The organism is Sphingobacterium sp. MAE (genome assembly GCF_056711605.1).
The window spans coordinates 2,260,590-2,274,725 of record NZ_CM160044.1 but is presented as its reverse complement, the minus strand read 5'-3'; the positions used below and the strand labels follow the sequence as shown (position 1 = coordinate 2,274,725).

The following is a 14,136-nucleotide window of genomic DNA, read 5'->3' as shown; positions in this document are numbered from 1 at the left end:
CGATGAAAATAAAAAAAGTTATTCAAGATTCCAATCCGATACTAAAAAGCTTAATCTCGCTTTTTACAGGTATGATCACAACAACAATTAGCTATCAGTATGACATCGGTTTGCTCATGCTCACTCTGCTCTTTTGGATTACATTTTGTCTTACTTACATTGGTTTATCGTGGTATATTTTCTACCGAATGCCTGTCGCTCTTATCGTCAAAAAAGCAGCTTCTGAGGACGGCAGCAGATTATTTGTTTCTATTTTTATTCTACTAGCCAGCTTCACTTGTCTGTTCGCAGTACTGCTCATCATCATAGCAGACCCAGGAACTAATATGTCCAAAGGTTTAAGTATTAGTATCTGTGTCTTGAGCATTATCAGCTCTTGGTTCTTAGTACATACGACTTATGTCTTTCATTATGCCCATCTGTATTATGCTGAGGGATCTGAAGGGAAAGGTCTAGATTTTCCAGGAAACGAAAAACCAGATTATGTAGATTTTGCGTATTTTTCTTTTGTTTTAGGTTGTACCTTTCAGGTATCTGATATTGAAGTCTCTTCACGAAAGATCAGAAGAGTGGTTTTATTTCATGGTCTGCTTTCTTTTGCATTAAATACTTTTGTAGTCGCTTTGACCATTAATATTATTTCTGGATTAATCCATTAATAATGGTAAGAGCAATAGTCGCTCATACCATAATAATATTGTCTAATTTTAGACATACAAAGTGCGTGAAAAAGACAAAGAATACCTATAATAACCATTATTTAGGTCCATTTTATAGCAAAAAAAGTTGATATACAAAAAAACGACCATCTCGTTCAATTACTAGAATACGGTCAATTAATTTGAAAAAATAACAACAGTGATGTCAGTTTTTTGAGATTAAATAAAAGTCGGACAGAAAATTTGACCATTACGATCACTCATAATATCAGAACATCGATTCACTTAAGCGGGAAGTCGTCAAATAAAAAAGAACGCACACATCGAGCGATGTTGTGCGTTCATAATTGAAAGGGAATTGAAAGGATTCTTTATAGTTTTTCTGCATGTTGTGAAATATCCATACCGATCAACTCCTCTTCTTCCGATGTGCGAAGAGGTGAAATCAGATCTGTTATTTTCAACAATAAGAAAGCAACAATCAAAATAAAAGCGGAAGAGGCAAACAGACCAATCATATGTGCCTGAAATAAACCAACCTCACCGTAAAATAAACCATTATGTTCAACAGCACTATTGATCTGTTTGTGAGCAAATACACCCGTTAAAATCATTCCAACGATTCCGCCTACTCCATGACAAGGAAAAACATCTAATGTATCGTCCACTTTAGAACGTGTACGCCAATCTACCACAAGGCGACTGACGATAGCTGCGACAGCACCTATAACTAAAGAATGTGGAACTGTTACAAATCCTGCGGCTGGGGTAATAGCAACCAGCCCAACAACAAGCCCAATGCAAGTTCCCATGGCTGAAGGTTTTGTCCCCCGTACAGCATCAAAGAAAATCCAAGTGAGTGCCGCAGCAGCCGAAGCTGTCATTGTTGTCGATAATGCCGTTGAGGCAAGACTAGAAGCTGAAAATGCTGAACCTGCATTGAAACCAAACCAACCAAACCAGAGCATACCTGTACCCAAGAGCACATAAGTAATACGGGCTGGCGTATGATGTCCTGGTTCACGACCTTGTTTTAAATAAATAGCCGATGCAAGTGCTGTTAGTCCGGCTGACATATGCACGACAGTACCACCTGCAAAATCCAAAACACCCAATTTAAACAGCAATCCGTCTGGATGCCAAGTGGCATGAGCAAGAGGTGCATAAATAAAAACAAAAAATAAGCAGATAAATAATATATAGGAAGTAAAGCGAATTCGCTCTGCAAAAGCACCCGTAATCAACGCTGGAGTAATAATAGCAAACTTCAATTGAAACATAGCAAATAAAGCAAACGGAATCGTTGGCGCCCCAACCCAAGGCTTCCCATCTAGAACATCATGAAACATAAAATACATCATAGGATTACCAATAACACCTCCAACACTATCTCCAAATACCAAACTAAATCCAAATACCACCCAAATCACGCTAACAACAGCCATACAGATAAAACTTTGCAACATGGTTGAGATTACATTCTTTTTTCTGACCATTCCACCATAAAAATAGGCTAAACCAGGCGTCATAATAAGAACGAGGGCTGTTGAAGTCAGCATCCACGCGACATCAGCACCATTATATTCATAATTACCACTATTTTTAGGCAAAGAAGGGAAAAATAGCGACAACAGCACTATAGCTAACATAAAATAAAAAGGAATAGCTGTTTTTTTAATCATTTTTTCTATTTTTATTAATCAACATCCAAATTAAATCAAAAAATATAGTAAAACCTATATTTTTTTTAAAAAAAATCAAAAAAAATAGATATCAAATGAAATTATAAAAATGAAATGACTAAAAAATACATAAATATGGAAATATATAGCACAAAAAAAAGGATGAATTTAAAAAATTCACCCTTTTAACAAGATTTATACAATAAAACTAAAATTGCTTCTCTAATTTCTCACTTAATACTGATTTTGGAACAGCTCCGATTTGTTTATCAACAATTTCACCGTTCTTAAAGAACAATAAAGCTGGAATGTTACGAATTCCAAAACGAACTGAGATTTCTGGATTCTCATCTACATTCACTTTTCCGATTACTGCTTTATCACCGTAATCATTAGCCAATTCTTCCACAATTGGACCTACCATACGACATGGACCACACCATTCTGCCCAAAAGTCAACTAAAACTGGTTTGTCCGATTTCAAAACAACTTCTTCAAAGTTGCTATCTGTAATTTCTAAAGCCATATTTCTTATTTTTTTAACCGAAGTTATTTGTTAATTATTATTTACTCTTTTATAAGAACAAATATAATAAAGATGTACGTAATATAAGTGTAATATTAAATTGACTTCTTTTAATTCAATCGGTAATTGACACCCTCAAATCCCTCTATTGCTTCTAGAAACTCATTTGTCAAATTAATTCGCTTCAATTTAGCAGGCATTTCGATTGAAATTTCATCTTGCGGATCCCAAATTTTGAAACGCAGTTGACAATTCGGAACTACACCCTCGATCTCATTCGAGTCCAATACTTGCTTCATCTCTTCTAAGAACATATCGTTCAATGCAGGTAGCGCAATATTAATTGTAAATATTTTAGCCATTTTCTCCCTTAAATCCGATAATAATTGAATGCCTTTAATTTCAAAACCCCAATTACCTACCTGCTTAAATCTTTCCTGCACTAACCCACGAAGCTGAACAAAATATCCTTCCTCCAGATAACCCTTAAACTTGACATAATCCTCACCAAAAACCATGATTTCATAAGAATCGGAATAATCCTCGATAATAAATGAACCAAAAGGTTTACCGGACTTTGCAATCCTATGATTAGCCATCGCAATGATTCCACCGATCACGACTTCTTTATTTTTGATTCGATTAAAATCCAGCAATACTTCCTCTTCTACCTCAGAAGCCTTCACCTTATTGATGAGTTGGAGATCACTGACTTTATTTTGGCAGAAATGCTTGATCTCAAACTTATAATTATCTAAAGGATGACTGGTCAAATAAATTCCAATCACTTCTTTTTCATATTTCAATTTCTCGATCAGTCCCCAAGGAGGACAAGATGCTAAAACAGGCTCAGGTAGTTCGGCTGCACCATCGCCTCCAAAAAGACTTACTTGTGCCGAGTTTTCATTCTCTTTAAATCGTTGAGCAAACTTAATAGCTTTTTCCAATCCCGTTGAATTATCTTCTGCATGAAAATATTGGGCACGATGCATATTTTGAAAACTATCAAACCCACCTGCATAAGCCAAACTTTCAAATGCTTTCTTATTTGCTGCGCGCAGATCGATTCGTTTGGCCAAGTCAAATACCGATTTATAAGGACCAGATGCTCGCGTTTGTACAATGGTATCCACCGCACCTGCACCAACACCTTTTACAGCGCCCATTCCAAATCGAATAGCACCCCGATCATTCACAGTAAACTTATAATGAGATTCATTTACATCAGGAGCCAACACTTCCAGCCCCATACGTTTACACTCCTCCATAAAAAATGTGACCTGCTTGATGTCATTCATATTATTGGAGAGTACTGCAGCCATGTATTCCGCCGGAAAATGCGCTTTTAAGTAAGCTGTTTGATAAGCAATCCAAGCATAGCAGGTTGAGTGAGATTTATTAAACGCATAACTTGCGAAGGCTTCCCAATCCGTCCATATTTTTTCCAACACTTTGGCATTGTGTCCTTTTTCTGCAGCTTGAGCAACAAACTTAGGTTTCATCTTATCCAATACCGCCTTCTGCTTCTTACCCATTGCTTTACGCAAAACATCGGCATCACCTTTGGAAAATCCAGCCAATTTCTGCGATAGAAGCATAACCTGCTCTTGATATACCGTAATTCCGTAAGTCTCTTTTAGATACTCTTCACAAGCATCTAAATCATATAAGATAGGTTCTGTTCCGTGCTTACGCTTAATAAAACTAGGAATATACTCCATCGGCCCTGGCCTGTAGAGTGCATTCATAGCAATTAAATCGGCAAACACAGTAGGTTTCAGATCCTTCATATGCTTCTGCATACCAGGAGATTCATATTGGAACACCCCTACGGTCTCTCCCCTTTGGAACAACTCGTAAGTCAACTGATCATCAATCGGAAATTCGTCAGGATTCAGTTCTAAGCCATTGCTCAACTTGACGTTTGCCACCGTATCTTTAATCAGGGTAAGTGTCTTTAACCCTAAGAAATCCATTTTCAATAGGCCAGCGGACTCAACAACCGAGTTATCAAATTGTGTTACATATAAATCGGAGTCTTTTGCTAAGGAGACCGGAACAAAATTGGTAATATCATCGGGAGTAATGATCACCCCACAGGCATGGATACCTGTGTTTCGCATAGAACCTTCCAGTACACGAGCCTGTTTAATGGTTTCTGCCTCTAAGCCAGCTCCTTCAGACATGGCGATTAGACGGTTTACGGCTTCCAATTCATCTGCTCGCAAAGTCTCTTTCAAGGCTTTCTCATCCATATTGAAAATTTTCGACAACTTCAAATTTGGAATCAATTTTGCAATTTCATTGGCTTCCTGTAAAGGCAAGTCTAATACTCTGGCTGTATCTTTAATAGACGATTTGGCTGCCATCGTTCCATAGGTAATAATCTGCGCAACCTGAGAAGAACCGTATTTATCAATCACATACTGCATCACACGACCTCGGCCCTCATCATCAAAGTCAATATCGATATCGGGCATGGATACACGATCGGGATTTAAGAAACGCTCAAATAGTAAATCGTATTGAATGGGATCTAGATTAGTAATTCCCAAACAATAAGCTACTGCAGACCCAGCAGCCGAACCACGACCAGGTCCTACAGAAACTCCCATCTTACGTGCCTCAGCTATGAAATCTTGCACGATCAAAAAATAACCAGGATAACCTGTTTTTTCGATTGTAGTCAACTCAAAGTCTAGACGTTCTATGATATCGTCGGTTAATCCATCCTTATAACGTCGTTTAGCACCCTCAAAAGTCAGATATCTGAGGTATTTATTTTCACCCCGCTTACCATGATCCTCCTGATCTTCGGCGACCTGAAACTCTTCAGGGATATCAAATGCAGGTAAAAGAACATCTCGATACAAAGTAAAGATCTCAATCTTATCGACGATTTCTTGAATATTAATGATGGCATCTGGCACGTCCTTAAATATTTTCTTCATTTCTTCGGCAGATTTGAAGTAATACTGTTGATTAGGAAGCCCGAAGCGAAAACCACGACCACGACCTTTCGGTGTGCTTAACTTCTCACCATCTTTGACACATAGTAGAATATCATGGGCATGTGCATCAGGTTGATTGATATAATATGTATTATTAGTGGCTACTAGTTTTACATCATGTTTACGGGCCAGACTCACCAACGTTGTATTCACACGGTCTTCGTCTTCCTGACCATGGCGCATCACTTCGATATAAAAATCTGAACCAAACTGTTCTTTCCACCACAGCAGCGCTTCTTCAGCTTGATTTTCACCAATATTCAAGACTTTATTTGGCACTTCACCCTGCAAATTGCCTGATAGTACAATCAAATCTTCTTTATATTGCTCCACAACCTTTCGATCAATACGGGGAACATAATAGAATCCTTCTGTATAAGCTACAGAGGCCATTTTTGCAAGATTATGATAACCCTTTTTATTTTTTGCCAAGAAGACAATTTGATAACCATTATCTTTTCTTTTTTTATCCAGACGATCATCACATACAAAAAATTCACAACCAACTATAGGCTTGATGATTTTCTCTGTAGGACTTTCTCCTGCGGCCTCCAACTCCTCATTCTTGGCCTTAGCTGCCTTATTATGATCTCCAACTTTCGCAACAAAATGAAATGCACCCATCATATTACCATGATCCGTTAGAGCAACAGCAGGCATACGATATTTAGCAGCAGTTTCCACCAAACTGCTGATGGAGATCGTTGATTGTAGAACCGAAAACTGAGAATGGTTATGTAAATGTGCAAAATCAGCATTTTCAAAATCATTCAGTACGTCATGATCAATAACCACATCTTGACCGCCACTTGGTTTGTTACGTTGACGTATCGCATCGGAAGCAGCTTTTAGATTCACATGCTTCAGACCCACAGTTGGGATAGGATGAGGATTTTGTTGTTTATAATCTACAAAATAACCTGTATCCGTTTGCAGCTGCTCAGGAGTAAAAACTTCTCTCCTAACCAACTCCAAGAAACATCGTGTCGTTGCCTCCACATCGGCAGTTGCATTATGTGCCTCTGCAAAAGGTACACCGAAGAGATAAGAGTGAAGTTCGGTTAGATTAGGTAATTTGAAACGTCCACCACGTCCACCAGGAAGCTGCAGCAAACTTGCTGTAACTTCGGTACAGGTATCTAGGATTGGCATTTCACCCATAGGTGACTGCACATCATAACGGTAAAATTCACAACCCATGATATTTAAATCAAAACCAATGTTTTGACCGACGACAAATTTGGCTTTTGCCAAAGCAGCATTAAATTTTACCAGCACCTCTTGAATCGGAACGCCTTGCTCAGTAGCTAATTCGGTAGAAATACCATGAATCTTCTCCGAATCATAAGGAATATTATAACCATCAGGTCTAATCAAATAATCGTCATGCTCCAGCAAGTTACCCATATCATCATGTAACTGCCATGCTATTTGAATACAGCGCGGCCAATTGTCAGTATCTGTAATTGGTGCATCCCAACGTTTGGGTAATCCTGTTGTTTCCGTATCAAATATAATGTACATACCTTCTTCCTTTATCCTTTTTCTAAACAGCTAACTATCAATAAATAAACCTCTTAAAAACACTAAAATTAATACCTTTAAAAAGTCCACTAATTTACAAAATTATTCCTCACTAAAACTGAAAAAACGTCATTTTAATAAAAATTCTTAACCCTTTAAGTACACGATAAAGCATATTAAAAGGGCAAAAATACTCTTCCGATAAAGTTATAGTCAGCTTTTATTCAATTCTATCATTTTAAATGCTTTTTCTAACTCCTCAACTGCCTGATTCAGCTCTATTTGTGTTAATGATGCAAAACCAAATCGAAAAGCATTTTGCTCCACATCAACTCTAACAATTTGCAGAGAACAATTTAACAATAAATCTTCAATCATATATTCAGGATTTAACCATAACCAAATCGCCATACCACCAGCCGGTAAGCGATATGTAACATATGAACTCAATCGCTCACGGAGCAATTGATCCAAATAATCACGTCTTAATCGATAACATTTTCTTGCTTTCTTCAAGTGCCGCTTCAATTCACCATCACTGATCAACTCTGCCAAAGCATGTTGCATATATCCATCTCCGCCAACATCAATCATTCTTCTATAGGCTACACACTGTTCGATAAATCGCTGTGGTGCCACCATAAAACCAATTCGGATAGAAGGATCTAATATTTTAGAGAAAGATCCAATATAAATCACATTTCCTCGATGATGACCACTTGCCAACGGTAGATAAGGAGAAGAGGTATAATGATAATCGTAATCGTAATCATCTTCAATAATAATAAAAGCGTATTTTTCAGCAAGGGCCAATAATTTCAAACGCCTTTCTACAGACAAAGTTACCGTAGTTGGATAGTGATGATGTGGGATCACATAAATAGCCTCAATATTTTTCACTTTACACCATGCTTCAATCGCATCCGTATCAATCCCCTCGGCATCAACATGAACCGGTATAACTTCAGCACCTGTCGCTTTAAACACTTGGCTAGCTAAAGGATAATTGGGGTGACCTACTATAATACTTGACTTCTCATTTAATAGCAATTGAGCAGCCAGATAAATACTCATCTGCGCACCATGAGTAATGAGAAGATGCTCCGCAGACATAGCAAGTCCTCTAGACTCAATTAAATAATTTGCCAGCTGCTCTCGCAGTTTTAATACACCTTGTGCCGTGCCGATATTAGCAATTTTAGAAATAGTTTTGCGATTGGTAAAAGTACGATAGGTTTTCAATAAATCATCAATCGGAGATAAACGGATATCGGGATAGCCATCATCAATCATTAAAGTCTTCAAATGATCTGTTGATCTAGATAACAAATCCGTTGCTATTGTTTTATATCCAACAGATAAATCCTCCCCATAGGTAACACGTCTTACAGGTTGACTCCACTTCTGTGCCTTGAGTACTGGGATACAGGCTGAAACAGCAACATATTTTCTGGGCACAACAGTAATCCAATCCTGAGACTGCAATTCATCATAAGCCGCAATCACTGTTTTGCGATGAACAGATAAGGTTTTTGACAATTCACGGCTACTGGGCAAATGCGATCCAGGCTTTAGCACACTATCACATATAGCATTGATAATGGCAAGAGCAACCTGCCGATAAATGGGTGTAGTACTTGACCTGTCAATGATAATGATGTTTTCAAACGGAAGCATACTGGACTACTGATTAACTTAAAACTGGAGCATAAAGATAGTCCTATTTAAAGATAATTTTGTCACATCAATCAAAAAAATAAAACAAATGGCATTTTTAATCAAACAAGCAACATTAGCAGATCTAGATGAATCAGCTACATTATTTAACCTTTATCGCATTTTTTACCGTCAGGAATCTGATCTGGAAAAAGGAAAGGATTTTCTCCGAGAAAGATTTATCAACAATGAATCCACTATATTTTTAGTCGTGGTAGATAATCAAGCAGTCGGTTTTGTTCAACTTTACAAATTATTCCATTACACAAAACTAGCGAAACAATGGCTACTAAGTGATCTGTATGTTCACCCCGATTTTCGTGGTCAAGGTCTTTCTATTGCATTGATAGATCGAAGCAAACTTTGGTGCGAGGAAACGAATGCATGCGGATTGATGTTAGAGACTGAAAAAACAAATGATGTAGGCAATAACTTATATCCTCGATGTGGATTTGAATATGATGGGCTACATAACTACTATCACTGGTGGAGATCGTAAACTAGAGATGGCGAACGTAAAACGTTCGTCATTCTTAAAAAACCATCATTAATTCCATACAAAATTTAATAAATTGCTGCCATGAATATTTCGGATCTGATCATCACCAAAGGAGAAAAAACTGAATTGGCGGATATTTTTCTCAACCAAGAAAATAGAGATGCCATACAGCAATTGATAAAAGAGCACAACTACAGTTTAGAACTACTTCAGTATGGACTTCCTGTAAATAATAAGATATTATTACAAGGTAGCTCAGGCTGTGGAAAGACTACTACTGCTAAAGCAATAGCACAGGCACTGAATAAGCCAATTTTGATACTTAATCTCAGCACCATCGTATGTGCTCGAATTGGTGAGACATCACAAAATATCAAACAAATATTTGATAAAGCGACTCGAGAAAGAGCGGTGCTGTTTTTAGATGAATTTGATCAAATTGGGAAAGCACGAGGAAATGATGACAAAGATGTTGGTGAAATGAGACGTCTGGTCAATACCTTGATCCAGCTGATCGACTATCTTCCACAGAACGTATTATTGATTGTCGCAACTAATCATGCCGAAATTATTGATAAGGCATTGTTACGTAGATTCCAGGTACAGATAAGCTATCATTTACCGACGCAATTCGAATTAAATCAGTACTACGATAAGCTGAGCGAAAACTTACCCCAAGAAATTAAACAATTTAAGCGAAAATACGAGATTTCGTATGCAGAAGCCAAAGATTATGCATTTACACAAGCTAAAGCACTCCTCATAGCAAAATTAGAACGGCAATAAAAACAATAAAATATGCGCGACATCATCCTAGACAATCTTGAATTTATCCAAAAAAAGATCACGGCCTGCTGTCTTCAAAATCACCGAGATCCTAAAGAAGTGAAATTGCTGCTAGCAACTAAAACAGTACCCCCGGCCCGCATACAGATAGCATTATCTGCCGGCTATACATGTATTGCAGAAAACAAGGTTCAAGAATTAGGGAAAAAATACGATCACTTAAAAAACAGTCCTCATAATAGCCATTTTATCGGGCATTTGCAGAGCAATAAAATCAAATACCTACTACAATATGATGTCGGCTGCATTCAATCGATCGATCGCCTAGATTTAGCACAAAAATTAAATCAAAAACTAAAGGCTGACAATCGGTTTATTGACATCTTAATTCAAGTAAATACTTCGAGAGAGGAAAGTAAATTTGGAGTATATCCAGAAAAAACGCTTGATTTAGTTAGGCAAATAGCACTACTTGACAACATTCGCATTAAAGGCCTTATGACTATTGGTTTATTTAGTACAAACAAAGAAAAAGTCCGAGAATGTTTTAGACTGCTTAAAAATTTACAATTGGCGATTATCAAAGCTGATATACCGCATGTCAGCATGGAAGAGTTGTCGATGGGGATGAGTGGAGATTACGAGATTGCAATCGCAGAAGGCGCAACAATCGTACGTATTGGGACAGCCATATTTGGAGCTCGAATATATCCAGATTCTTATTATTGGAATGAAACTCGTGCATAGATAAGTGCATTGGTTACTCCAGCATCAAACTTATGATGAGATATTTAATTTTTTAAAAAAATAATAAAGGCTTCCATTTTTATTTGAAAGCCTTTATTATTTTTACTATACAATTAAGATTGTAGTTTACTTATTTTGCATCCAAAATAATCACCTCTACACGTCTATTTTTTTGTCGTCCTTCTGGAGTCTTATTATCCGCAACTGGTTTAGTTTGCCCAATTCCCTTTGCTGCAATTCTCGATTCTGCAATACCAGCATCGGTCAAGAATTTTTTAACAGAGTTAGCTCGTTTTTCGGACAGCCATTGATTATACTCCACCGTACCTGTTGCGTCAGTATGACCATCAACACGGATTTTACTTTTATTTTCTTTTAAAAGTGTTGCCACTTTACTCAATTCGGATTTTGCCTTATCCGTCAAATAAGAAGAGTTTGTCGGGAAAAGCAAATCAGATGAAATAGTAAATTTGATACCTTCATCTGTACGAGTTGCATCTTCAAAATCACGCTTTACATTTTTCAAACCATCGTCAGTACCATCGATACTGACAACAGCACCGGGGTTAACAATAACAGCTTGTGGTTTACATGAGAATATAGAAACCGAACAAATTAGAGCAACAGCAATACTATTTATTTTTTTTATCATCGATTGTTTGGATTTTTTTATGAACGCAAAAATTAAAAGTAAAGATATAAAAAAAAGTGAACTCCCGAAAAACAGAAGGCTAAGAAATGAAATCTTAGCCCTCAATAATGCGTGCTGCCACATGGGAGCAATCCTTACTTCTTTATGTATATTTTCTTCAGCGTGGCGTTTATCTCTGGTATTTGATTATACAACTTCCATATTAAACCAGACTTTGCATTTTCCATTGAAATAGCAACTGTAGCTTGATTTTTCGCTTTAAAATCATCAGAAACATCATTATTTTTTAAATCAATCCACGATCTAAAACCATATTGCGTAAACAAAACCTGAGCATACTGATCATAAAATTTACGCAATGATTTTTGCCCAATTTCCTGTTCAAAGGCAACCGCTGAAATTCCAATCGCTGGATTAATCAGATAATGTCCATGTGGGTCTGCTGGATTTTGGACACCCCAGATATCTGTATAGGTAGATCCTAGATTCAGTTCATTATCCCTCCTTTTATAAGCTAAAATATAATTACTCGCCAACTGACCATAATCCACATGACCATCGTATTTGCCACGAGGATCAAGCGTTAGAAATGGTCTATAAAAATCGATCATACTGCTATTTAGATCTCCTAACGCTATCTTCTTTCCGTATAAAGTATGATCTTGAAAAATTAAAGAATCTCCAACCGAAACAGTTCCATTCATCATCAATTGCGGAGTAGTAAAATCGGTACGCAATTCAATCTTAGCATCCTGATCAATCTTTGAAACAGGATAAACTATAGAATTGCTATCAACAGGAGCTACTTTCCTTGCATAACCTGCTATATAACTAGCATCAGATAAAGGAAAAGTTGGTGAAGACATGGCTAATAAATAAGTACTCAGACCATCATTCAGCCCATTTAAATTTTTAGATTGAGCGGTACTATCGATTGCCGACCATTGATCTACTAAAGCATGAGGATTGAATGTTGAGGTAAGCTTAGTCCAGTTCACACGCTTCCATAATCCATTCACAGCATCACGCAAATTCTTTTCCTCTGGACTATCTTTAGAGAAATATTCTCGGGCCACGAGCAGTGCTTCTATCAGCGTAGATGTTGCCTTGACATCGTACATTTGTACATTATTTAAGTATACAGGAACTCCCTCCCTGCCATCATAAAAAGATGAAAATACACCTTCATGATTTTGTGCCTTATTTAAGAATTTCATCATTCTAGTCAATCGCATCAGAACAGCTTGTCGAGAAATAACGTTATTTTCAACCCCTACCAGCAATGATAATATAGCGTAGCCTGATTCTTCAATAGAAACTATCGCCTTTTTATTTGCCTTATTGGGTAGAAAAAGACCACTATTGATATCATAGTTTTCGATAAAATAGTTAACATTTGCTAATTTAACCAAATTGGACAGTTCCAGATCTGTAGCAGGTTTTGTTAAAATTTCTTTAACAGTAGAAAAGGGAGATTCTACGTAATCATAGTCTACCCATGCAATTTTGTAATAATACTTCTTATTAAATTCTTCGACAAGATCATAGCACTTCTGCATAAATACAGGACGAATAGCAATTGGCTTAAAATCAACATTATCCGTTGAGCGATATATCTTGATGTAACGGATACTTGGTGTCAGCGGCAATTGCCACTGCAACTCCACTTGTTTATCGATACTGGTGACTTGCGATAGAATAGCTCCAGAAGACAACTTGACTCGTGGTGGGTTTTTAGGTAAAAACTCCACTTGATCGATAAAAAGCTGATGAGTCATTTCGTCACTTGTGTTTTGAGAAAACACTACTTCAGAAATAGATTCACCAGCTTTCAAATTTGAAAACTTCGATAAAGGAATCTCTACATTTAACCATGTATCGTGATCAAAGTCATCAATAAAAGGTGCTAAATCCAACACGTTAGTTGCACTAGCTCCTTGCAGCAATTGAATTTTCGGAAGTGTTTTCTCTTTTGTATGTGCGCTCTGCACATATAATTTTATGGTTAACACATCATTTGCCACCACTTGATAATTTACTTTGTGCCGATCATTGAGTAAAGCAACTCTCCATGTTCCTGCTCGAGATGACAAGTAACGTAACGAAAGTGAATTACCAGGAGTAAAAAATAAAGAATCTGTTGTGGGTAAATTTTTCTTTACATTCTGCACCCAGCTATCTCCCGAATATTCCACCAGACTTTTGGCGTAATTACCCGAAAGGAGACTATTTTCAAACACAACTTCAGGATAAGTTTGTGCAGACAAGCTCATTGCAGAAGAAAGAGATAAACCTATAATGAATAGTATTTTTTTTGACATGCGCATAAATTGA

Annotated in this window: 10 protein-coding genes; 4 read left to right on the top strand and 6 right to left on the bottom strand. The window is 37.1% G+C overall.

The genetic code is table 11. From position 1 onward, the window contains the following. The first annotated feature begins 2 nt into the window (after positions 1-2). Positions 3-659, top strand: a complete 657-nt coding sequence (locus AC06G9_RS09600; RefSeq protein WP_480958024.1) for a DUF1345 domain-containing protein — start codon at positions 3-5, stop codon at positions 657-659. Between the two features lie 371 nt (positions 660-1,030). Here AC06G9_RS09600 and AC06G9_RS09595 read toward each other — a convergent pair whose 3' ends face one another. The 4 genes from AC06G9_RS09595 to pdxR all read right to left on the bottom strand — a co-directional run bounded on the left by AC06G9_RS09595 (position 1,031) and on the right by pdxR (position 9,079). After that, the gene (locus AC06G9_RS09595; RefSeq protein ID WP_480958023.1) at positions 1,031-2,341 is read right to left on the bottom strand and encodes an ammonium transporter; all 1,311 of its coding nucleotides are present in this window, start codon (positions 2,339-2,341) and stop codon (positions 1,031-1,033) included. Between the two features lie 208 nt (positions 2,342-2,549). Beyond that, positions 2,550-2,867, bottom strand: a complete 318-nt coding sequence (gene trxA / locus AC06G9_RS09590) for a thioredoxin (protein ID WP_094772917.1) — start codon at positions 2,865-2,867, stop codon at positions 2,550-2,552. Between the two features lie 110 nt (positions 2,868-2,977). Then, on the bottom strand, positions 2,978-7,402 hold the full coding sequence (dnaE, locus tag AC06G9_RS09585; RefSeq protein WP_480958022.1) for a DNA polymerase III subunit alpha: 4,425 nt from the start codon (positions 7,400-7,402) through the stop codon (positions 2,978-2,980). A 213-nt stretch (positions 7,403-7,615) separates the two neighbouring features. Continuing rightward, positions 7,616-9,079 carry a MocR-like pyridoxine biosynthesis transcription factor PdxR gene (gene pdxR / locus AC06G9_RS09580; protein WP_480958021.1) on the bottom strand — a complete coding sequence of 488 codons (1,464 nt, stop codon included), beginning with the start codon at positions 9,077-9,079 and terminating at the stop codon, positions 7,616-7,618. Positions 9,080-9,167: 88 nt separating this feature from the next. Here pdxR and AC06G9_RS09575 point away from each other — a divergent pair, with 88 nt between their 5' ends. From AC06G9_RS09575 to AC06G9_RS09565, 3 genes are all read left to right on the top strand, one after another. Beyond that, positions 9,168-9,617 carry a GNAT family N-acetyltransferase gene (locus tag AC06G9_RS09575; RefSeq protein ID WP_045754136.1) on the top strand — a complete coding sequence of 150 codons (450 nt, stop codon included), beginning with the start codon at positions 9,168-9,170 and terminating at the stop codon, positions 9,615-9,617. A gap of 81 nt (positions 9,618-9,698) precedes the next feature. After that, positions 9,699-10,403, top strand: coding sequence for an AAA family ATPase (locus tag AC06G9_RS09570; protein WP_480958020.1), 705 nt, complete (start codon positions 9,699-9,701; stop codon positions 10,401-10,403). A 12-nt stretch (positions 10,404-10,415) separates the two neighbouring features. Then, positions 10,416-11,150, top strand: coding sequence for a YggS family pyridoxal phosphate-dependent enzyme (locus tag AC06G9_RS09565; protein ID WP_480958019.1), 735 nt, complete (start codon positions 10,416-10,418; stop codon positions 11,148-11,150). A gap of 130 nt (positions 11,151-11,280) precedes the next feature. Here AC06G9_RS09565 and AC06G9_RS09560 read toward each other — a convergent pair whose 3' ends face one another. After that, on the bottom strand, positions 11,281-11,802 hold the full coding sequence (locus tag AC06G9_RS09560; RefSeq protein ID WP_244914447.1) for an OmpA family protein: 522 nt from the start codon (positions 11,800-11,802) through the stop codon (positions 11,281-11,283). A 134-nt stretch (positions 11,803-11,936) separates the two neighbouring features. Then, positions 11,937-14,123 carry a glucoamylase family protein gene (locus AC06G9_RS09555; RefSeq protein WP_480958018.1) on the bottom strand — a complete coding sequence of 729 codons (2,187 nt, stop codon included), beginning with the start codon at positions 14,121-14,123 and terminating at the stop codon, positions 11,937-11,939. Positions 14,124-14,136 lie beyond the last annotated feature (13 nt).

Coding starts and splice junctions, on each gene's coding strand:
- dnaE (WP_480958022.1), bottom strand. CDS start 7,402: ATGTACATTATATTTGATACGGAAACAACAGGATTACCCAAACGTTGG.
- trxA (WP_094772917.1), bottom strand. CDS start 2,867: ATGGCTTTAGAAATTACAGATAGCAACTTTGAAGAAGTTGTTTTGAAA.
- AC06G9_RS09555 (WP_480958018.1), bottom strand. CDS start 14,123: ATGTCAAAAAAAATACTATTCATTATAGGTTTATCTCTTTCTTCTGCA.
- AC06G9_RS09570 (WP_480958020.1), top strand. CDS start 9,699: ATGAATATTTCGGATCTGATCATCACCAAAGGAGAAAAAACTGAATTG.
- AC06G9_RS09575 (WP_045754136.1), top strand. CDS start 9,168: ATGGCATTTTTAATCAAACAAGCAACATTAGCAGATCTAGATGAATCA.
- AC06G9_RS09560 (WP_244914447.1), bottom strand. CDS start 11,802: ATGATAAAAAAAATAAATAGTATTGCTGTTGCTCTAATTTGTTCGGTT.
- AC06G9_RS09565 (WP_480958019.1), top strand. CDS start 10,416: ATGCGCGACATCATCCTAGACAATCTTGAATTTATCCAAAAAAAGATC.
- AC06G9_RS09595 (WP_480958023.1), bottom strand. CDS start 2,341: ATGATTAAAAAAACAGCTATTCCTTTTTATTTTATGTTAGCTATAGTG.
- AC06G9_RS09600 (WP_480958024.1), top strand. CDS start 3: ATGAAAATAAAAAAAGTTATTCAAGATTCCAATCCGATACTAAAAAGC.
- pdxR (WP_480958021.1), bottom strand. CDS start 9,079: ATGCTTCCGTTTGAAAACATCATTATCATTGACAGGTCAAGTACTACA.